The organism is Kineococcus terrestris, from assembly GCF_041020755.1.
Classification (GTDB): domain Bacteria; phylum Actinomycetota; class Actinomycetes; order Actinomycetales; family Kineococcaceae; genus Kineococcus; species Kineococcus terrestris.
Window position 1 is genome coordinate 58,171 of record NZ_JBEUEI010000004.1, and the last position, 18,134, is coordinate 76,304.

Annotated in this window: 22 protein-coding genes; 15 read left to right on the forward strand and 7 right to left on the reverse strand. The window is 71.6% G+C overall.

Annotation, left to right across the window (positions count from 1 at the left end; all coding sequences use genetic code 11):
* The first annotated feature begins 121 nt into the window (after window positions 1-121).
* From aqpZ to AB8M62_RS03985, 7 genes are all read left to right on the forward strand, one after another.
* On the forward strand, window positions 122-955 hold the full coding sequence (aqpZ, locus tag AB8M62_RS03955; RefSeq protein WP_369068694.1) for an aquaporin Z: 834 nt from the start codon (window positions 122-124) through the stop codon (window positions 953-955).
* A 160-nt stretch (window positions 956-1,115) separates the two neighbouring features.
* The gene (locus AB8M62_RS03960) at window positions 1,116-1,472 is read left to right on the forward strand and encodes a YciI family protein (protein ID WP_369068696.1); all 357 of its coding nucleotides are present in this window, start codon (window positions 1,116-1,118) and stop codon (window positions 1,470-1,472) included.
* Window positions 1,469-2,773 (forward strand): RNA polymerase sigma factor, encoded by a 1,305-nt coding sequence (locus tag AB8M62_RS03965; protein ID WP_369068697.1) that lies wholly within the window; start codon window positions 1,469-1,471, stop codon window positions 2,771-2,773. The genes AB8M62_RS03960 and AB8M62_RS03965 overlap by 4 nt, the downstream gene beginning before the upstream one ends.
* Window positions 2,774-3,119: 346 nt before the next feature.
* The gene (locus tag AB8M62_RS03970; protein WP_369068698.1) at window positions 3,120-3,608 is read left to right on the forward strand and encodes a hypothetical protein; all 489 of its coding nucleotides are present in this window, start codon (window positions 3,120-3,122) and stop codon (window positions 3,606-3,608) included.
* A 128-nt stretch (window positions 3,609-3,736) separates the two neighbouring features.
* On the forward strand, window positions 3,737-4,588 hold the full coding sequence (locus AB8M62_RS03975; protein WP_369068699.1) for a DUF2971 domain-containing protein: 852 nt from the start codon (window positions 3,737-3,739) through the stop codon (window positions 4,586-4,588).
* Between the two features lie 264 nt (window positions 4,589-4,852).
* The gene (locus AB8M62_RS03980; protein ID WP_369068700.1) at window positions 4,853-5,155 is read left to right on the forward strand and encodes a hypothetical protein; all 303 of its coding nucleotides are present in this window, start codon (window positions 4,853-4,855) and stop codon (window positions 5,153-5,155) included.
* Window positions 5,156-5,344: 189 nt separating this feature from the next.
* Window positions 5,345-6,697, forward strand: a complete 1,353-nt coding sequence (locus AB8M62_RS03985; protein WP_369068701.1) for a terminase large subunit domain-containing protein — start codon at window positions 5,345-5,347, stop codon at window positions 6,695-6,697.
* A gap of 52 nt (window positions 6,698-6,749) precedes the next feature.
* Here AB8M62_RS03985 and AB8M62_RS03990 read toward each other — a convergent pair whose 3' ends face one another.
* Window positions 6,750-7,130: a hypothetical protein gene (locus tag AB8M62_RS03990; protein ID WP_369068702.1), complete on the reverse strand. Its 381-nt coding sequence runs from the start codon at window positions 7,128-7,130 to the stop codon at window positions 6,750-6,752.
* A 166-nt stretch (window positions 7,131-7,296) separates the two neighbouring features.
* Between AB8M62_RS03990 and AB8M62_RS03995 the strand changes: the two genes are divergently transcribed.
* Entirely contained in the window at window positions 7,297-8,481 is a 1,185-nt protein-coding gene (locus AB8M62_RS03995) for a glycosyl hydrolase (protein ID WP_369068703.1), read from the forward strand.
* Between the two features lie 477 nt (window positions 8,482-8,958).
* Window positions 8,959-9,708, forward strand: a complete 750-nt coding sequence (locus tag AB8M62_RS04000) for a hypothetical protein (protein ID WP_369068704.1) — start codon at window positions 8,959-8,961, stop codon at window positions 9,706-9,708.
* 328 nt (window positions 9,709-10,036) lie between these two features.
* Here AB8M62_RS04000 and AB8M62_RS04005 read toward each other — a convergent pair whose 3' ends face one another.
* A complete protein-coding gene (locus AB8M62_RS04005; protein WP_369068706.1) occupies window positions 10,037-10,303 on the reverse strand; it encodes a ribbon-helix-helix protein, CopG family in 267 nt (88 codons plus the stop codon).
* Window positions 10,304-10,680: 377 nt separating this feature from the next.
* Here AB8M62_RS04005 and AB8M62_RS04010 point away from each other — a divergent pair, with 377 nt between their 5' ends.
* The gene (locus AB8M62_RS04010) at window positions 10,681-11,028 is read left to right on the forward strand and encodes a hypothetical protein (protein WP_369068707.1); all 348 of its coding nucleotides are present in this window, start codon (window positions 10,681-10,683) and stop codon (window positions 11,026-11,028) included.
* Window positions 11,029-11,062: 34 nt separating this feature from the next.
* On the opposite strand, the gene AB8M62_RS04015 is transcribed toward AB8M62_RS04010, so the two are convergent.
* From AB8M62_RS04015 to AB8M62_RS04025, 3 genes are all read right to left on the reverse strand, one after another.
* Window positions 11,063-11,830, reverse strand: coding sequence for a hypothetical protein (locus tag AB8M62_RS04015; protein WP_369068708.1), 768 nt, complete (start codon window positions 11,828-11,830; stop codon window positions 11,063-11,065).
* Window positions 11,827-12,009 carry a hypothetical protein gene (locus AB8M62_RS04020; RefSeq protein WP_369068709.1) on the reverse strand — a complete coding sequence of 61 codons (183 nt, stop codon included), beginning with the start codon at window positions 12,007-12,009 and terminating at the stop codon, window positions 11,827-11,829. The genes AB8M62_RS04015 and AB8M62_RS04020 overlap by 4 nt, the downstream gene beginning before the upstream one ends.
* Window positions 12,010-12,176: 167 nt before the next feature.
* Complete coding sequence (locus AB8M62_RS04025) at window positions 12,177-12,344, reverse strand: hypothetical protein (protein WP_369068710.1); 168 nt, start codon at window positions 12,342-12,344, stop codon at window positions 12,177-12,179.
* A 77-nt stretch (window positions 12,345-12,421) separates the two neighbouring features.
* On the opposite strand from AB8M62_RS04025, the gene AB8M62_RS04030 reads away from it, so the two are divergent.
* Window positions 12,422-12,748, forward strand: a complete 327-nt coding sequence (locus tag AB8M62_RS04030) for a hypothetical protein (protein WP_369068711.1) — start codon at window positions 12,422-12,424, stop codon at window positions 12,746-12,748.
* A 2-nt stretch (window positions 12,749-12,750) separates the two neighbouring features.
* On the opposite strand, the gene AB8M62_RS04035 is transcribed toward AB8M62_RS04030, so the two are convergent.
* Both AB8M62_RS04035 and AB8M62_RS04040 read right to left on the reverse strand, forming a co-directional pair.
* On the reverse strand, window positions 12,751-12,996 hold the full coding sequence (locus AB8M62_RS04035) for a WhiB family transcriptional regulator (protein ID WP_369068712.1): 246 nt from the start codon (window positions 12,994-12,996) through the stop codon (window positions 12,751-12,753).
* Complete coding sequence (locus tag AB8M62_RS04040; protein ID WP_369068713.1) at window positions 12,993-13,370, reverse strand: hypothetical protein; 378 nt, start codon at window positions 13,368-13,370, stop codon at window positions 12,993-12,995. Before AB8M62_RS04040 ends, AB8M62_RS04035 begins: the two co-directional genes overlap by 4 nt.
* Before the next feature lie 478 nt (window positions 13,371-13,848).
* On the opposite strand from AB8M62_RS04040, the gene AB8M62_RS04045 reads away from it, so the two are divergent.
* The 4 genes from AB8M62_RS04045 (at window position 13,849) to AB8M62_RS04060 (ending at window position 18,059) form a co-directional block, all read left to right on the forward strand.
* A complete protein-coding gene (locus tag AB8M62_RS04045) occupies window positions 13,849-15,024 on the forward strand; it encodes a helix-turn-helix domain-containing protein (protein ID WP_369054843.1) in 1,176 nt (391 codons plus the stop codon).
* A 265-nt stretch (window positions 15,025-15,289) separates the two neighbouring features.
* A complete protein-coding gene (locus AB8M62_RS04050) occupies window positions 15,290-15,814 on the forward strand; it encodes a plasmid mobilization protein (RefSeq protein ID WP_369054844.1) in 525 nt (174 codons plus the stop codon).
* Window positions 15,811-16,704: a DUF2637 domain-containing protein gene (locus AB8M62_RS04055; protein WP_369054846.1), complete on the forward strand. Its 894-nt coding sequence runs from the start codon at window positions 15,811-15,813 to the stop codon at window positions 16,702-16,704. Before AB8M62_RS04050 ends, AB8M62_RS04055 begins: the two co-directional genes overlap by 4 nt.
* Window positions 16,701-18,059, forward strand: coding sequence for a relaxase/mobilization nuclease domain-containing protein (locus AB8M62_RS04060; protein WP_369054847.1), 1,359 nt, complete (start codon window positions 16,701-16,703; stop codon window positions 18,057-18,059). The genes AB8M62_RS04055 and AB8M62_RS04060 overlap by 4 nt, the downstream gene beginning before the upstream one ends.
* Window positions 18,060-18,134: the final 75 nt, after the last annotated feature.

Genomic DNA, 18,134 nt, shown 5'->3' on the forward strand with positions numbered 1-18,134 from the left:
GGGGTCCGCGCCGACGCCGTCGATGTCCGCGTCTCCTCCGGGGAACGACGGGCCGGCCGGGGCCCCTCGCGTCCGGTGACGACCACGCCCCCGACCACCCCCTCGAGCTCTGGAGGTACCCGTGTCGTACGAGCCGCCGGATCCCACCGGCCGCAGCACGACCCGCCGCGCCGGCAGCGCCCCCGCCGCCGAGGCCACCACCGCTCCCGCGCCGGCTCCCGCCCCGGTCAGCACCGTCCAGGCGCTGCTGGCCGAGTTCGCCGGCACCTTCGTCCTCGTCTTCGGCGGCTGCGGCGCCGCCGTCCTCGCCGCGGCCACCACGACCACCGACGGCACCGAGGTCGGCATCGGCTACCTCGGCGTCGCCCTGGCCTTCGGCCTGACGGTGTTCGTCATGGCGTGGGCCGTGGGCCCGCTGTCCGGTGGTCACTTCAACCCGGCCGTCACCGTCGGGCTGGCCGTGGCGCGCCGCTTCGCGTGGCGCGGGGTGCCCGCCTACGTCGTCACCCAGGTCGTGGCCGCCGTCGCGGCCGCCGCGGTGCTGTACGCCGTCGCCTCCGACCGCGCCGGTTTCGACGCCGTCACCTCCGGTTTCGCCACCAACGGCTACGGCGAGCGCTCGCCCGCCGGGTACGGCCTCGTGGCCGCCCTCGTCGTCGAGGTCCTGCTGACCGCGGTGTTCCTCGTCGTCATCCTCGGCGCCACCAGCGACCGCGCCCCGGAGGGCCTCGGCCCGGTCGCCATCGGGCTGGCGCTGACGCTCATCCACCTGGTCTCGATCCCGGTGACGAACACCTCGGTCAACCCCGCCCGCTCCGTCGGCCCGGCCCTGTTCGCCGGTCAGGGAGCCCTCGAGCAGCTGTGGTTGTTCGTCGTGGCCCCCCTGGTGGGCGCGGTCGTCGCGGGTGTCCTGTACTCCCGCGTGCTCGACCCGGTCCGCTCCACCAGGGCCTGACCGGGCGGACGCCGCGCGCCGCCGTCCGTCGCGGAGAGCGGATCCGGGACCGGAGAACGCCCGAGAAATTCTCCCGTGGTTGTCGATCCGGGGCCAGGCTGTGCGACGTAGGGGTGCGGGGCCGGAGGGACCGGCCCGCCACACCCGGCAGGAGCCCGCCATGACCCAGTACATGATCTCCATCTACGAGCGCGAGGCCGACTACGCCACCATGACGCCCGAGGCGTGGGGCTCGGTGCTCGACGCGCACGACGCGTTCACCCGCGCCGTCGCCGACCTCGGCGGCACGATCACCGGCGGCGGCGTCCTGCAGCCCACGAGCACGGCCACGTCGATCCGCGGCGGCGAGGTCACCGACGGCCCCTTCGTCGAGTCCAAGGAGGCGTTCGGCGGGTTCTACCTCGTCGAGGCCCGCGACCTCGACCACGTCCTCGAGATCGCCCGGCTCACGCCCGCCCCGTTCGGCGGCGTCGAGGTCCGGCCGACCATGGACGTGGCCGCCGGCCCGGCGCGGTGAACCCCGCCGCGAACCCTCCTGCGGGCGGGGTCGCGGACGCGCTGGCGGACGCGCACCGCCGCGAGTGGGCCTTCGTGCTCGCCGCGACGGTGCGCGTCGCCGGCGACTTCGACGTGGCCGAGGAGTGCGCCCAGGAGGCCTACGCCGACGCGATGACCGCGTGGGCGCGCTCCGGCGTGCCCGAGCGGCCCGGTGCCTGGCTCACCACGACGGCCCGGCGTCGCGCGGTCGACCGGCTGCGGCGCGAGAGCACCCTGCGCCGCAAGCTGCCCCTGCTCGTCGAACCCGTCGAGGCCGACGCCTTCGGCTCGCCCTCCGGCGCTGACGCGGGCGGCGACGAGGCGGTGCCCGACGACCGGCTGCGGCTGCTGTTCACGTGCTGCCACCCGGCGCTCGACCCGGCCGCGCGGGTCGCCCTCACCCTGCGGCTGGTCTGCGGGGTGGCCACGCCCGACGTCGCCCGGGCGTTCCTCGTGCCGGAGGCGACGATGGCGGCGCGGATCACCCGGGCGAAGAAGAAGATCACCCAGGCGCGGATCCCCTACCGCACCCCGACGGCCGCCGAGCTGCCCGAGCGCCTGGACAGCGTGCTGGCCGCCGTCCACCTGCTCTTCAGCACCGGCCACACCGCACCGACCGGTGAGCAGCTCGTGCGCGACGACCTCTGCGAGCGCGCCCTCGACCTGGCCCGCACGCTCGTGCGGCTGCTGCCCGCCGAGCGCGAGACCCGCGGGCTGCTCGGGCTGCTGCTGCTCACGCACGCGCGCCGGGCCGCGCGGCTCGACGCGCGGGGCCGGCTCGTGCTGCTGGAGGACCAGGACCGGCAGCGGTGGGACCGCGTGACGATCGTCGAAGGGCTGCGCTGGACCGTCGAGTCCCTGCAGACCTCCCGACCCGGACGGTTCGCCCTGCAGGCCGCGATCGCCGGGGCCCACGCCGTCGCGCCCACGTTCGCCGCCACCGACTGGGCGCGCGTCGTGCACCTGTACGACCTCCTGCTGGCGGTCGAGCCGTCACCGGTCGTCGAGCTCAACCGCGCCGCCGCGCTGGCGTTCGCCGAGGGGCCGGCGGCGGCGCTGGGCATCGTCGAACGGCTCGCCGGCGACACCCGCTTGCGCGCGTACCCGTACGTGCACGCCGTCCGGGCCGACCTGCTGCGGCGCCTGGGCCGGGGCGCTGAGGCGGCCGCCGCCTACCGCGCGGCGTTCGACCTGACGGCCAACGGGGCCGAGCGCGAGTTCCTCCAGCGTCGGATCGACGACCTCGACCCGGTCGCCGCGGCCCGGGCGCCGAGCGGGTGACCGAATCGTGTAGGAGGATCTGCCGCGGAATAGACGCGTCCGCCACTGCGGGCCGCATGCAATCACGGAAGCTAGTTTAGCGACAATTGATGCTGTCGGAAGCATCCCATCTCATGTGTGATGGCGTCTTGCCTACCTACGCCGAGCGCCTAAGCGCAGCGCTCGCCACCATCGCCGGCCTGGACGAGGTCACCTACCACTAGGCGGGTGTCCGCTGCCCACCTGGCTCCGAGCCGTCTATGGCCATCGGGCCCCGCCAGAGCGCACGAAAATCCTGCTGCTGCATACCCTGGCCCTCCTCGTCGTCGAGGGCCGCAAACTCGATACCCGCGTCGACGTGGAGTGCGTGCCGGCGCTCGCGGATTGGATGACGCTGGACGCCGACTGGGTCGCCGCGCACCTGCCGCGGCACGTCGAGGACGTCGAGGACCGGGCCGCCGACCTAGAGCGCATCGCCCGCCCGGCCGGCATCCGGCGCGGCATCGTGGCCGACTGCCCGCACTGCGACGGCGTGCTGGTCGCCTGGATCGACGACGAGCGACAGCTACGCGGGCGCATCGTGTGCACCCGCGACGCAGGGCACTCGTGGGAGCGCGAGCAGTGGCGGCACCTGGGCCGCGTGCTCGACCCGACGCCGGATCTGCTTGACGCCACGCATCTGGCCGACTGGCTGTCCCGGCGCTTCCTCACTCGCGTCGAGCGCGTCACCGTCTGGCAGTGGGCCCGCCGTGGCTACCTCGACCGCATCGATGGCGACCACGTCGGCCGGCCCCTGTACGACCGTCACGCCGCCGCCGACTGGTATCTGGAGCACCGGGCTCGGCGTGCTGGATGAGTAGCGACGGGATCCTTGACGGGGCAGGTGGACCGTCTTGCTGTGGGTCTTCAATGGAGATGGCCGACGGCCCGGCAGATGTGTCAACAGCGCGCTAGAGGCCGACTACCTTCGGTAGCGTGCGAGAGGTGACCGACCAGGCGCAGCCAGAACCTCCTGAACTGTGGCACTACACCACGGTGGGAGCGCTTGAGGGCATTTTATTCAGCCAGCAACTACACCTTTCGCATGCCTCATTCCTCAATGATCCCCGTGAGCGACACCTTATCTATGAGGCGTTAAGTGAGGAGGTGTCGATTCAAAGTGGGTTCTTCGCTGAAGAGCTCAGAAATGTGACACCTGCCCTTGACGATGATATCGATGCAGTTCCCTTCGTCACTTCCTTCAGTGCCAATCCGGACAACTTGCTGCTGTGGACTGCCTACTCCGATGGGCTGAAGGGTGTAGCGCTGCAAGTACGTGCAGAGGTTGTCAAGGCTCTATGCATTCGCGGCCATGACGAGTACCAGATGGACGTCCGTCGCGTTTGCTACGACGACGAACTCGTGCGTGTGCACGTCCGCGAGCAGATTGCTGATTTGAAGCTGAGTTGGGAGGCGACCCAACGGAACGGCGGCGCGGGTAGAGGCATGATGAAACAGTTTCATGCCGTGCCAGAGCACTTGGCGCACCTGTCGACCAACTACAAGAGTTCGGGCTGGCAGCAGGAAGACGAGTGGCGCTTAGTGGCTCGGTACCGAGACCCGTTCAACGGGTACGGAGAAGAAAACGACGATGAGGTGCGTCGTCGCCATCGAGCGGCATGGCGCTATCGAGACGGCAAACGCCCGTATATTGCGGTGGAAATCGAGCCGCATCGGATGATCGAAAAAATCATTATGGGTCCGTGCGCCGACGAGCGGAAGGTGCATGGGGTCGCCGCCGAGTATGGCTTACAGAACAAGATCGACCGATCGCCCACCATCATCAGGTGCGCGTAGCGCGACCCCCTCGGGCGTCTCTTGCAGATGGAGGTCTGTACAGACGACGTGCGGCCAGATGCCTTGCCTGGTGGCTGTGCGTCGAGAGACGATCTGGACTCTCCCTCGGACATATGAGGTTTGATGACTATGCCGCTTACGATTCCCGCAACGCTGTCCATCCCCGATGCTCAAGCTGCCGAGTTCCTCGCCGGAACGATTCGCTTGATGGTGACCGACGGTGGCGCGACCACGACCCTAGTCAGGTCATCTACGGGAGCCATCGTGAGCACCGCGACCTTAGCGACCAGCGCATCGGCTGTCGTTAGCGATGCTGCAGGTGTTGCGGTGGCCGGTCGGGCTGCCGCCGCGCTGCGCGCCGCTGCAGCGGTGACGACAGCGCCAATCTTCAGCCCACTCACGGCTATGGCGGTGGCGGGTGCCTTCGCGGCCGTAGCTGTGCGCCGTCACCGCAAGAAGGCGCTTGTCGGTACTACCCGGGCAGCCGGGGAGGCTGTCCTGCTGCGAGAGGCTGAGGTCATCGTCGATAACGAACTGGCTCATTTCCAGTCGCAGGCCGAGGTCTAAGCCGATCCAGCTTTCCGCGCTCTTGGCGGTTGGAGGGCGTAGCGGTCTACCCACTGGCGGGCGAATTAGGGGTCAAGGTGTTTTTGTTGATGGCCGTTTCTGCGCCCGTACCAATAAAAGCGTTCGACGTGTCCGGCACCATTTTCATCACCTCTGGCGGTCAGCAGCGCGGGAGCTGAGGCCGTCGAGGTGGCCGCGCTGGCCGGCCTGCGCCTGGACCCCTGGCAGGAGCACGTCCTGGACGGCGCGCTGGGCGAGCGCGAGGACGGGCGCTGGGCCGCCTTCGAGGTCGGGCTGGTCGTGCCGCGCCAGAACGGCAAGTCGGCGCTGCTGGAGGCCCGGACGTTCGCCGGGCTGTTCCTGCTCGGCGAGGAGCTGGTGCTCTACTCCAGCCACGACTTCAAGACCTCCATCGAGACCTTCCTCCGCGTCGTCTCCCTGATCGAGTCCACCTCGGACCTGGAGCGGCGCGTGAAGCGGGTCATGCGCTCGCACGGCGACGAGGGCGTGGAGCTCAAGAGCGGGCAGCGGGTCAAGCTCGTGGCCCGCACCGGCAACTCCGGGCGCGGGTTCTTCGCCGACGCGATCCTGGCCGACGAGGCGTTCAACCTGCCCGAGCACGCCGCCTCGGCGCTGCTGCCCACGATGAACACCCACCCCAACCCCCAGCTGTGGCTGGCCTCCAGCGCAGTGGACATGAAGAACCCCGCCCACCAGCACGGTAAGGTCCTCTCGCGCATGCGCCGGCGCGCGGTCGCCGGCGGCGACCCGAGCCTGGCCTACTTCGAGTGGTCCGCGCCCGAGGGCTCGGTTACCGGCGACGTGGAGGCGTGGGCCGCGGCCAACCCCGCCCTGGGCATCCGCATCAGCCTGGAGCAGATGGGCCGCCTGCACCGCTCCACCGCCCGCTCGACCTTCGAGGTCGAAGCTCTGGGCATCGGGGACTGGTGGCCCGACGAGGACGCCGAGGCCGCCGAGCCCGGCGTGGTCGAGGACGCCTCCTGGCGCGCGTGCCTGGACCCGGACTCACGCCGCGTCGGCGACATCACCGTCGCCCTGGACGTCTCCCCGGACCGCCGGCACGCCTTAGTTGCCATCGCCGGGCGCCGCGCCGACGACCTGGCCCACGTGGAGGTCGTGCGCAACGGCGTGGGCACCTCCTGGGTCGTCGACTACGTCGCCGGCCTGGTGCGGCGCCAGCAGCCACTGCAGGTGGTCATCGACCGCGTCGGCCCGGCCGCCTCCCTGCTACCGGCGTTGGCCGGCGCCGGGGTGCAGGTGGAGACCCTGACCGCCCAGCAGCGCGCCCAGGCCGACGGCGGCTTCATGGACGCCGTCGCCGACGCGCGCGTGCGGCACATCGGCCAGCAGTCGCTGGACGACGCGCTCGTGGCCGCCCCGCTGCGACCGCTAGGGGAGGCGTTCGCCTTCTCCCGCCGCGGCGGTATCGACATCACACCTTCGGTTGCGGTCTCCCTCGCGTTGCAAGAGCACGCGGTGGCCACGGCCACCGCGGTCGGTACCCGCGTCTTCGCTCTGTGAGGAGGTGCTCGCCTCACTCGACTTCCGACGCGTAGTGGGTGACTGAGTGCAATCAGGCGTTGACTTTCTGGATGGTCTGGACCCGCGGCAGCGGCAGGCCGGTCATGTCGGCGTACCACTCCCGCAGCTCCTCCCATGAGGCGTACATATGAGCCAGCCGCCGACGCGATCGGTGCCGGATCTCCTGGCCGTCCTCATCTGTGTCGGGGAACAGGCCTATCAGTAAGGTGCAGACCTTGTTGTCGATGCGTCGCCCATCCAGCGCCATAAGCAGGTCGACGACTGCTGGAGTTGAAACACCCAGATGAGCAGCCATCAGGCTGGCGTTGGCGCGGATCGGTGTGGGGCCGCTGCCGAACAGCTCCGTGGTGACGCTGAAGTTGACGATGTGGGCATGTGGGATGGCCATGGCGCTGTGGTCGTCCTGCCCCATCGCGGACTTGAGAGACGTCTAGCCCGATCGCGTGAGCGTTTCACCAAGGCGGGTGCCTGCCCGGTAAGCGCGCAATCCCCCACGAGTACCGCCACCATGCGTTCAACGTCTGAGCTGCCGACGCGCGGTTAGGCCGCGGCGGCGCCGACGCCAACGGCGCCAGCGCGTGGACCCTTGGGCCGGTGCCGCCCAGCCCTTCGAGCTGACCCGTCTGCGCCCGGGCACGCCCTACCCAATCACCGTCACTGGCCGCTCGGGCTCTGGCGCCGACGCGCGCTCGGTCACCGAGAGCATCACCACCCTGGTCAGCACCGCCCCCGCGCCCGGGCTCAGCCCCACCAGTCCGGCCACGCCAGCGCCCAGCACGCCGGCCACCGGCGGCGGCAGCGGCGCGGGTGCCCGCGGGTTCAAGCCGTTCACCATCGGCGCCTCGGTCACCGGCGCCGCCAACGGCGACTTCAACCGCTGGACCGGCACCAAGCACGGCCTCTACGCCACCTGGGCCGACAACGGCAAGGTCTGGGCCATCGACGACGCCGGCAAGGAGTACGGCTCGGGAACCCTGAGCCGCCTGGGCGACTACGACCTCGACATCGCCACCCAGCACAAGCTCGCCGGCGGCTGGGCCAACCCCGGCATCGACGCCGCGCTGGAGAAGACCTTCCGGGAGATCAAGGACCGCTGGGGCGCTCGCAAGGGCACCGTGTACGTGCGGCCCTTCCACGAGTTCAACGGCAACTGGTACCAGTGGTCGGTCCGGAACTCGACGGACCAAGCGAACTTCGTGCGCTACTGGCAGAACGTCGTCGCGCCGCTGTTCCGCCGCGTGTTCGGCACCGACGCGCGCTTCAAGCTCGTGTGGTCGCCCAACCGCGACTCCTCCACCAGCCTGGACGTGCGCAAGTCGTTCCCCGGCAAGGCGTTCGTCGACGCCATCGGCATCGACTACTACGACTTCTCGCGCGCCAACGACGAGGCCAAGTGGGCCGCCGAGGCCACCCGCACCCAGAACGGCGGCCCCGTCGGCCTCATCGCCTGGGCCGACTTCGCCGCCGCCCAGGGCGTGCCCTGGTACCTGCCCGAGTACGGCGTGCAGTTCGGCGATAACGACTTCTTCCTCGGCAAGGTCCTCGACGTCATCGAGGAGCGCCGCTACACCGGCGTCGGCGACCCGGCCGGCAAGTGCCTGGGCGCCGCCTGGCACAACCTGCAGGGCAAGAGCCCCGACCCCAACGCCGGCGGGGACTTCTTCGTCCAGCGCGGCGGGCAGGACTACAGCGGCCGCCGCCGCTGCGCGGTGCTCCTGCGCACCTGGGTGAAGTCCAAGGCGTGGATCCGGCAGCCGGCATGAGCACCCAGCCCCAGCAGCCCGGACCCCGCCACCTGCGCGTAGCCGGCGACCGCCCCGAGCCCGTCCTGGACGCCGCAGCCACCATCCGCGCCCTCGGCCTGGTCCTCGGCGCCGTCGTCGCCGTCCTCGGCATCTTCGGCGTCGCCGTCACCGAGCAGCTCGTCGCCCAGATCACCACGGCCATCACCCTCGTCATCGGGGCGGCCGTCGCGGTGTGGGCGATCGTCGTCCCGCTGCGCCGCGGCATGCGCGTGCGCCAGCAGGTCACCCCGCTCGCGGACCCGCGCGCCGCCGACGGCACCCCACTGACGTCCACTCGTCCCCGCCCGCTACCCGGTAGCCGGTACTGGCTTTCGGCTCCGAGTGTCGGGGCCGTCCCGACGAATCAAACACGTCACCGCAAGGGTTACCCCGTCGCTACGGGGGCACCCCGACAGTTACTCGCGCAAGCCCCCAAGTGGGTGTACGGTACGGGGCATGGACATCGAGTCGGCGATGCGGATGGCCGGAGGGGCTCTCTCGTCCGCGGCTGCCAGCGAGCTGGCGAGCATGACGCCTCGGCTGCAGCGCCTCACACTGGCGACGCAATACGCCCATGAGATGGGCATGCAGGTGTCGGTGCCGGCGGAGCTCGTCGAGGTGCTCGACAAGCTCACCGCAACTTTGCGGTCTGCGGGTAGGGAGTCCGTGCAGCTCGTGGCTTCTCAGAGCCAGACCGACCCTGTCGAGCACCGTGCGGTGGTGCCTCAGCCCTCGGTAGTCATGGAAGAGCGGAGCGATGATGTCTCGCCGCTGCCTGAGGGGAAGTCGCGGAATACGACAGCTGCTGCCATAGCGGTGCTTCAGCGGCACCCCGGGCAGTCGCTGTCCATCCGTAAGGTGTACGAGGAGGCAGTGGCGGACGGCTGGACTACCGACAGCCCGCGCCCGTCCGCTGCCATCGGGACGGCCCTGGCCAACCTGAAGAACACTCAGGGCGTCGAGCTCGTGAGGCGCGGCACCTACCGGTGGACCCCGCCCCCCATTCCTGGCGTGCGGCCGTTCGAGCCCGCCACCCCTGCGGAGAAGTACAACCTGGCGCTGGCTGTCGCGCCGGATCGTGCGTCCGCCGAAGAGCCCGAAGGCGCTACCGCCTTCGCGGGTCCATCCGCCGGCTCGGCGGACACTCCCTCCCAGGAGGACACCAGTGATCTGGTGGAGTCTGAGGGGCCGTCGATGGCGGAGTAGGCCTCCGCCGCGCCTCCGGCGGCCCAACCAGCACGACGCGCTGCAAGACGAAGGCCGGCCCGACGAGAGCTGTGCAGGCTCTCATGGACCGGCCAACGTGACACCTGATAGCCACCAGGAGTCACACCGTACCGCTAAGTCCGCCGACTCGGCAGGTCGTTCGCGAAGCGACCTGAGCTCCTACATCCGAGTGGCGTACATGCTGTGGCGGATCGCCATCGACCTGACCGGCCTGGGGCCGGGCGCTGGCGACGGTTGATGCTTGGCGGTCGCCCTTGAACAGTGCCCCCACCCGGCATGCCGGGTGGGGGCACTGTCTCATGTGGGGTCAGCGTAGAAGTCTCAGTCGCTCCAGCTGGCCACCCTCACCCTTCGTGTACAGGCCGCCTTCTGCTTCGACCTCCTCGAGGAGGTCGTACAGGGCGATGGCGCGGTTGATGGTGTCGGTCTTGCTCCCACCAAGCTCACGTGCCAATCGCTCGACCCGCTCCAAGCTGCGGTCAGTCAGACTGACCGTCACACGCAGGGCCTTCTTGTCGGCCCGCTTCCCGCGGCCGGGCGTGTTCACCGCTGAGTTCATGTCCGTCGTGCTCACGTGCGCGTCTCCTCGCGTCCGTCACCGCGATGTCTTCGAGGTACTCACCTCGGAGAGTCGAGTCGTCGGGACGCCACTCCCTCCGGCCTCGCTGCGTTGCCGTGCTGACGCCGGCAAGCGTCGCTTACGGCGTCGATGTGTTCTGGCACCGCAGTCGCACCATAGTCGCACCTAGAGTGCGTCACCAGGTGACATATGCACCTCATTAGTGCATCAGGTGAACAACAACGATGTGATGCGGTGCACCAACGAGATGCACTAGTGATGCGCAGACGTGCAGGGTCGGTTAGCCTACGGTCGGTGGTCGATCAGCTACCTGCCGGCCGCTGGCTGTCTGTACTGAGGGCGGCCTGGTCTTGCAGGAGAGGGGCGCCGGCATGGCGGACGAAGAGGATGACGCGTCAGAGCCGCTCGAGCTGCCACCTGTCGACGCTCCGGACGACGAGGCTCCCTTGAAGCTTGAAGTGGCTGGTCAGGGACCTGGGTTCGCTGCATCGCTCAAAGCGAGCGTTCCCCGCGGAGACCCGATCGGTCCCGTCGTCGAGATGGTTCTCTGGGTCCTCGCCGCCGCCGCCTGGGCAGGTCTGTCGGGCGCCCTGCTGCGTCAGGTACTGAATGCGCCGCCGTGGCTGACGCTGTCGGTGGCGATCCTGCCGGCTCTGGTCATCCTCGGGATCGGCATCGTGCACGTGTGGCTTCGGCTGCGGAAGGGGCGCGGCACCTAGGGGATGGCTAGTAGTGCGGAGGAGCTCGAGAAGGTCACAGAGCCCAGAGCCGGTGCGGTGTCCCTTCAGGCTCGGGGGAGTCGTGAGGCCAGGACACCTCGTAGCCCAGCTGGCGGAGGATGTCGACGGCGTCCGCGGGAGCGTCTCGGACCACGGTCCTCGCCTGGCGGTGCCGCCACCGCTGCCTGCCTTCGCGCAGAGCGGCGCTCCACCCCTCGCGGCGATCGACCCCCAGCTCCTCGACGAGGACCTCGAGCACGTCTTCCAGGCACGGTCGGAACCGGGTGCCGCCGACGGGGAAGTGCAGCTCGGACATGTGCGGGATGCTCGCCCCCCGCCCCAGCTCGCTGGCCCGCCGGCGCCCCCGTCGGCTGGCACTGCCGGCACGGACCATGACGGCGGCCAGGGCGTCGCGGTGGCCGTGGACCTGGATGTGCGCCGCGGGGACGCCCGGGAAGGCGTCGTGGACGAAGTCGTAGCGAAAGAGGGGCTCGCCGCGTGCACGGTCACCGGCGTAGATGTCGAACGAAGAGCCTTCCACCATGAGGTAGTCGCCGGTGGTGTCCATAGCGCACCGGTAGGTGACCACCAGGTTGAGCAAGGGATCACCCTCGACGGTGAGGGAGATGCCGGTAGCCGGCTCCTGCCGGATGGAGATCACCTCTCGCTGACCTCGCACAGCGATTGCGTGGAACGGGTCGCAGGGGGCCTGCACCACGCCGCGCACGAGGCCGGTGAGCTCGTCAGCGAACGCCCGAGCTCGCTGCAGCAAGCGGCCGTCGAGGTCGGCGCTGTCGCTCACTGCGCCTGGGCCACCAGCCACTCGAGCTCTTCCAGCTCGGTCATGGTGGCGAGCTCGTCTGCGCTCAGCTGGTAGTCCTCCGCGCGCCGGCGGAAGGCCTGTTCGTCACCGACGGACGCCAGCAGCGCGGCATGACGGGCCTTGATCTGCTCGATCGTCAGCAGCTCAACGGTGCTCATCGCTAGCCTCCCCAGCTCTGCAATGGTCCCTCAGTCTCTAGCATCGGCATCATGCATGCCCGGTAGGACACGTTGTTGCGCGGGTCACCTGCATGCCTCGGGTAGCCGACCTGTCCGAGCACCGCCGTCAGGAGCCGCTCGAGCTGGAGCACGGGGACCAGCCGTCGTTACGGGTGCTCTTCGGCGCCGGGAGCGTCAGGGAAGTCGGCCGAGTCCACCTTGCCGCTGCGCACCAGGTCCACCACGGCCGGGCCCACGATGTCCCAGAAGGCGGCCACGCACTCCTGGCGCGACGGCGACGCCCCCGGCGACACCTCACCTGGCCACAGGCTCATGCGGCGCACCCTAGCCGCCGGCGCGGGCCCTCAGCGGCCGGCGTCGATGTCGGCGGCGGCTGCAACGTTGGGTGATCGTGCACGAGGACCCAGTCAGCGGCGACGTCGACCTGCAGGGTGGGTTCGCGCATCCGGACTTCTGGTGGGGCGGGCACGACCTCAACGTCTGGTGGGTATGGCTGCCCGAGCACCGGCGTCAGGAGCTGCTCGCGCTCGGCCACGGTGACCAGCCGCCGCTGGGGGAGTGGATCAGCGACCTGCGCGGGGCGGTCGTCGACGACGACCGCCCCGAGCCGCCGCGTGATCGCTGGAAGATGCGCCGGCCGTGGCGGCCGCGACGCCTGTCCGACGCGATGACTGTCTTCCTGGACGAGAAGCGCGCCGAGCGGCGCGGGGAGCTGTGACCTCAGGCGCTCGCCCGCTGCAGCCTGCTGCGCTCGCGAGGCATCAGCCCGCCCCGCACGCCGTAGCGCGGCTCACCGGCCGCCTCCGCGGCCAGGGCGTCGCGCAGGCACGGCCGGCGCACCGGGCACGCCTCGCACACCGCACGGGCCAAGGCCAGGCTCTCCGCACCCGCGTACGTGCCGTCGAAGGTGGCGTCGAAGACGTCGACCCACTCCGCGCACGCCGCCTGTTCGCGCCAGGCGCTCACCGGGCGGCGGGGGAGCAGTGCAGGGCCCACTCAAGGGAGTCGCGGTCGAGCGCGGCGCACTGCTTGTCGTGGACCAGGTTGTCGTAGATCTCGGCCGCGTTGGGCCAGGTGCTGTACGGCGTGGGCAGGGCCGATGCGGGCACCGTGATGGTCGGCACGGACGTCGGGGTGACCGTCACCGTGACCGTGGGCGTCGCGGTGGGCGCAGCCGTCACGGTGACCGTGGGGGCCGGCGTCGCGGCGTCCGCCGTGGCCGCGCTGCCCCCGGCGCCGGCGGCCACGCCCGCGGCGAAGAGCCCCAGCGCTGCCACCACGACGACCGCGCGAGCGGGCACGCGCCGCTCGGCGGAGGCGGGGCTGGGCTGCTGCGTCATGGGGAACTCCTGTGCGTGCGCTGAAGGTGGGTGCCCTGGTGGTGTCGACCGACGGCCGCGGTTCCTGGCTGCGCCGCACGGGTGGTCTGCCACCGTTCGAGGGGTCACCGTGCCGCCGGCACTTGGACCGCGGCGGCCCGGCACGCGGTGCTCGTCGGGGGTGGACTGATGCAAGACTGCTGCGGCCCGGTGCCGGGCGCATCAGTCGCTGCAGCATCGCTGCAGGTCAGAGTGGGTGGGCCCCCAGGGACTCGAACCCTGAACCCGCGGATTAAAAGGCAACCCGGCTCTCGTCCGGGCGGTGCCGACTGAGGGCCTTTGGCCCTGTGACCTGCGACTTCTCTTCCACGCCGGTGCCGCCCGGTCCTGCTGGACCGGGCGGTACCGGCGCATCCGTTAGCGCGGTGTGAGCGCGCGTCCGCCTCGTGCCGGGACGTGCGCCCCCCGCGGCTGCCCTCGAGATGCTGCGGAGAGAACCATGAGCACGCGCCCACCCACCCCCGCGCCTGACCAGCAGGCGCCCTCTTCGTTCGAGTCCCGCCCCACCGACCTGCCCCGCGCCAGCGCCCCGCCCGACGACCCGCCCGGTGCGGGTGATGACGTGTCGCTGATCGTCGAAGAGCCACGCTTCGCCCTGGTGCCGGAGTGGGTGATCGACGCCGCCGTCCCGGACTCCTCCTTCCGGCTGTACTCGCTGCTGCTGCGCTACGGCGGCACCTCTGGCCAGCGCATGCCCTCGCGCACCACGCTGGCCCGGCGCATGCACCGCTCGGTGGACGCCGTCGACCGGGCCATGCGCGAACTGGTGGCTGCCGGCATCGTGCGCGTGGAGCACCGGCGCAGCGGCCAGCAGTACCTGTCCAACCGCTACCACGTGCGCACCTCCGGCCCGCTGCCCGTGGAGCAGCCGCTCGCGCGGCCGCCTGCAGCAGGTAGCCGCACTCCTGCGGCCACCCCAACCGCCGCCCCGCCCGGGGCGAGTGGTGGCCGCGCGGGCGCGGCCACGGGTAGCCGCACGGACGCGGCCACCCCTGACCGCACTTCTGCGGCGGTCCCTGGCCGCACGGGCGCGGGCAGGGTGGCCGCAGGATTGCGGCACGACCCAGAGGTTCCTACCCAGAGCACACCCCCTCCTCCTGGCGCACCGCCTGCGGCATCCAGCGGTCCGGGTCGTCGGGTGGAGGAGGTGGATGCCGAGCTGTTGCGCCGGTGCGGCGTGGAGGACGTCGGTCAGCTGGCCGCCCGCTGCATGGCGGCTCGCCGCTCGTTGGGGCTGTCGGCCACCCGCTGGGCCTCGCACTGCGTGGCCGCCGCGCTGCACCTAGCGGTGCGCGGCCGTGGCTGGCCGGCCGAGCTGGCCGTCCCCGCGCTGCTGGCCGTGGCCGCCGACCCGGCCAGCCTGTCGCCGATGCGCCTGGCCGAGGCCGGCCCCTGGTGGGACCAGGTGGCCGGCGCGGCCAGCCAGATCGGTGGCGGTGCGCTGGACGTGGAGGAGCTGGCTGCCATGGAACGGCGCCTGGCCGAGCTCGGCGGGCAGCGCGTCGGGCTGCAGGCCAGAGCACGGACCCAGCTGGCCGGTGAGGGCATGCCGGTGACGCGCACCACCGTGCTGCGCCGGGCGTGCGAGCTGCTGGACGGGCGGGCCGGCGGGTGACCCGGCTGGCGACCGTGACGGGTGTCGAGCCTGCCCAGTTCTTGGGGGTCGTCACCGGCACCTGGTGCACCGCAACGGGGCTGAGCGCTGGGAGGGCGGGAGCAAGATATGCATCTGGTCCCCAGATGCGCCCGCGCGCACGGCCTCCGGCCGGTGCGTGCGGCGCTGGCCTCGAGCGCGAGGCCAGCGGGACCGGGCGCGGTCCGGCACGAGCGGGCGCCCGTGGCGCCGAACTCAGGAATACCGATGGCGCCGGGGGAGTGGCGTGAGCGCGCGGGTGCGCACCCCAGGTAGGGACCGTCTGCACGTCTCCCCGGGCCGCAACCGGCAGGTCAAGCTGCGCTGCAGTGAGGAGGAGTTCACCGCGCTGGCGGCCGCGGCGCGCCTGGCGGGGCTGACGGTCAGCGGCTACGCCGCCGAAGCGGCCATCGCTGCTGCGCGCGGTGCGCAGGCGCCTTCTACGGCACCGCTGCGCACCGCGCTGGTGGAGGTGATGGCCGCCCGCAGCCAGGTGCGCCGCTTCGCGGTCAACGTCAACCAGGCCGTGACCGCCCTCAACGCGACCGGCCGGCCGCCGGAGTGGCTGGCCGGCGCCGTCACGCTGACCACCCGAGCGGTCGCGCGGCTGGACGAGGTGGCCGCACAGCTGGCTGCGGCCACCCGTCGGTCGGCGCCCGCCCGAGCCGCGACGCCCGCGGTCGCGACCACGACGGACCTGCGAGCAGACACGCGGGCACACGACCCGGCCTCCGTGGCCCAGGGCGAGCAGGGCGAGCAGGGAGCGCGGTGAGCGCCGTGTCCGAGCACTGGCCAGCCGAGCGTGCGGTGGAGGCCGGTCAGAGGACGAGTCGCTTCGACCAGACCGTCGAGCGCGTCGCGGCGCTGGGCGTGACCGTGCTCATCGCCATCGGCTTCACCGCCAGCTACACCACGCTGCGCGACCTGGCCGCCGAGGTCGGCGGCTTCCCGCCGTGGCTGGCGCCGGTCGTCCCCCTCTCCTTCGACGTCGGCATCGTCGTGCTCAGCCTCAAGGTCGTCCTCGCCGCCCGCGCCGGGCGCCGGGCCCGGCTGCTGCGGACCCTGGTCATCACCCTCTCCGCGCTGACCGTCCTGGCCAACGGGGCCGCCTCACCCACCTGGTCCGGCCGGCTGCTGCACGCGGTCCCGCCGGCGATGTTCGTCGTCTGCTTCGAGACCGTGGCCGCCGGTGCCCGGCGCGCTGCCACGGACGAGCTCGCGCCGCCGACCCGCGAACCGCAGCTGCCGCTGGCGCGCTGGCTGCTCGCCCCGCGCGAGACGTGGAACCTGTGGCGCGAGCGCGTGCTCGCCGGTCCCATCGCCGCTCCTGCCCGCGCGCCGCACGAGCAGGCTGCAGCGGCCGACCGACCTCGTCACGGGCTCGAGACCGGCGCTGAGGTCGAGGACGTCGTCACGGACGGCCGCGACAGGTGCCGCGAACGCGCTCCAGTCGGCGCGGTTCCTGGTGCGCCGCTTCGCGCCGGGCGCGCTCCAGACGGTGCGCGGCTCGACGTCGCCGTCGCTGAGCTGCGCCGACGGCCGCACACGACAGCCGTCGTTCTGGCCGACGTGCTGCGCACCGCCGGGCACGAGGTCTCCGTCCGCACCGCGCAGCGCGTCCGAGCTGATGCCGAGCGCCTCCTCGCCGAGGCTCCCTCGTGATCGGCAAGGTCAGCCGCGGCAATGACACCGCCGGGCTGCTGCGCTACCTCTTCGGCCCCGGGCGCGCCAACGAGCACGCCGATCCGCATCTAGTGGCCGCGTGGGACGGCGACGACCCGCAGGCGCTCGCCGGCTGGCAGCCCACGCATGACGGCCGCCGCCACGACGTGCGCGCACTGACGGCGGTGCTGGAGCAGCCGCTGGCTGCGCTGCCGCGCCGGCTGAGCAAGACCGTGTGGCACGCCTCGCTGCGCGCCGCCCCGGACGACCGCCGGCTCAGCGACGAGGAGTGGGCTGATGCCGCCCGCCACGCCCTGCACCTTGTCGGGCTCGCTCCCGCGGGTGATGACGGCGCCTGCCGGTGGGTGGTGGTGCGCCACGCGGAGGACCACGTGCACCTGCTGGTCACCCTCGCCCGCCAGGACGGCACGAGCGCGCGGACCTCCAACGACTACCGCCGCCTCGGCCAGGCCTGCCGCGAGCTCGAGGAGCGCTACGGACTGCGCCGCACCCCGCCGCGCGAGAGCACCGCCACCCGCCGTCCCACGCGCGCGGAGAACGAGAAGGCCACCCGCCAGGGCCGGGCCGAGTCCAGCCGCCAGATCCTGCGCCGGGAGGTGCGCCTGGCGGCGTTGAGCAGCGACGGCACCGCCGCATTTCTGGTGGACCTGCGGGCCCGCGGCCTGCTGGTCAAGCTTCGCTACAGCGCCCAGGACCCGGGCCAGGTCACCGGCTACGCGGTGGCCTGGCCTGGAGACCGGAACCGCGACGGGCGGCCGGTGTGGTTCAGCGGGAGCCGCTTGTCCGACGACCTGAGCCTGCCCCGCCTGCAGCGCACGTGGCGCCCGGTGGGTGGCGACCGCAGCGCGATCGCGCGACCTCCAGGCGAGCACCGCCGTCCTGCCCGGCGACCCGCGGACCCGGTCGACGTCGTGCGGGGTCTGCTCCCGCACCTGCGCCACGCGGCAGTGCGTGGCACGTCCGGCAACGAGGTGGACGACCTCGCCCGCGCCCTCGCGCACCTGCTGCTGGCCGTCGCCCGTGCCGTGGAGGGCGCCAGGGCCGGACCCCTGACGCGGACCGCCGACGCGCACCTGGACACCTTCGGCCGCCGTCCATGGAGACCACGAGGAACAGCCGTGACGGTCCTGCGCGCGGCTCAGCAACTGACGCGTGAGCAGGACGAGGGAAACACGGCGGCGGCGCTTCGGCTGGCCGACGAGTTGACCCGGTTCATCGACGGGGGACGGTCCGCGTACCGGGCCGAGGCCCTCGGCCCATCACCGGCGGCGACCGTTCCGGGAAGGTCGCCGAGAGGGCGGGGGGAGGGGTGGTGCGGCCAGCGACGACCATGAGGTCATGCGATGGGGGACTCGTCGGCAATCCGGATGGGGCGAACACCGGTGCAGGCACCGACCAGCCAGACGCCT

Bases quoted from the DNA above. Each gene is read 5' to 3' on its own strand.
- AB8M62_RS03960 (WP_369068696.1), top strand. From the start codon at position 1,116: ATGACCCAGTACATGATCTCCATCTACGAGCGCGAGGCCGACTACGCC.
- AB8M62_RS03990 (WP_369068702.1), bottom strand. From the start codon at position 7,130: ATGGGGCAGGACGACCACAGCGCCATGGCCATCCCACATGCCCACATC.
- AB8M62_RS04000 (WP_369068704.1), top strand. From the start codon at position 8,959: ATGGACATCGAGTCGGCGATGCGGATGGCCGGAGGGGCTCTCTCGTCC.
- AB8M62_RS04010 (WP_369068707.1), top strand. From the start codon at position 10,681: ATGGCGGACGAAGAGGATGACGCGTCAGAGCCGCTCGAGCTGCCACCT.
- AB8M62_RS04020 (WP_369068709.1), bottom strand. From the start codon at position 12,009: ATGAGCACCGTTGAGCTGCTGACGATCGAGCAGATCAAGGCCCGTCAT.
- AB8M62_RS04025 (WP_369068710.1), bottom strand. From the start codon at position 12,344: ATGAGCCTGTGGCCAGGTGAGGTGTCGCCGGGGGCGTCGCCGTCGCGC.
- AB8M62_RS04040 (WP_369068713.1), bottom strand. From the start codon at position 13,370: ATGACGCAGCAGCCCAGCCCCGCCTCCGCCGAGCGGCGCGTGCCCGCT.
- AB8M62_RS04045 (WP_369054843.1), top strand. From the start codon at position 13,849: ATGAGCACGCGCCCACCCACCCCCGCGCCTGACCAGCAGGCGCCCTCT.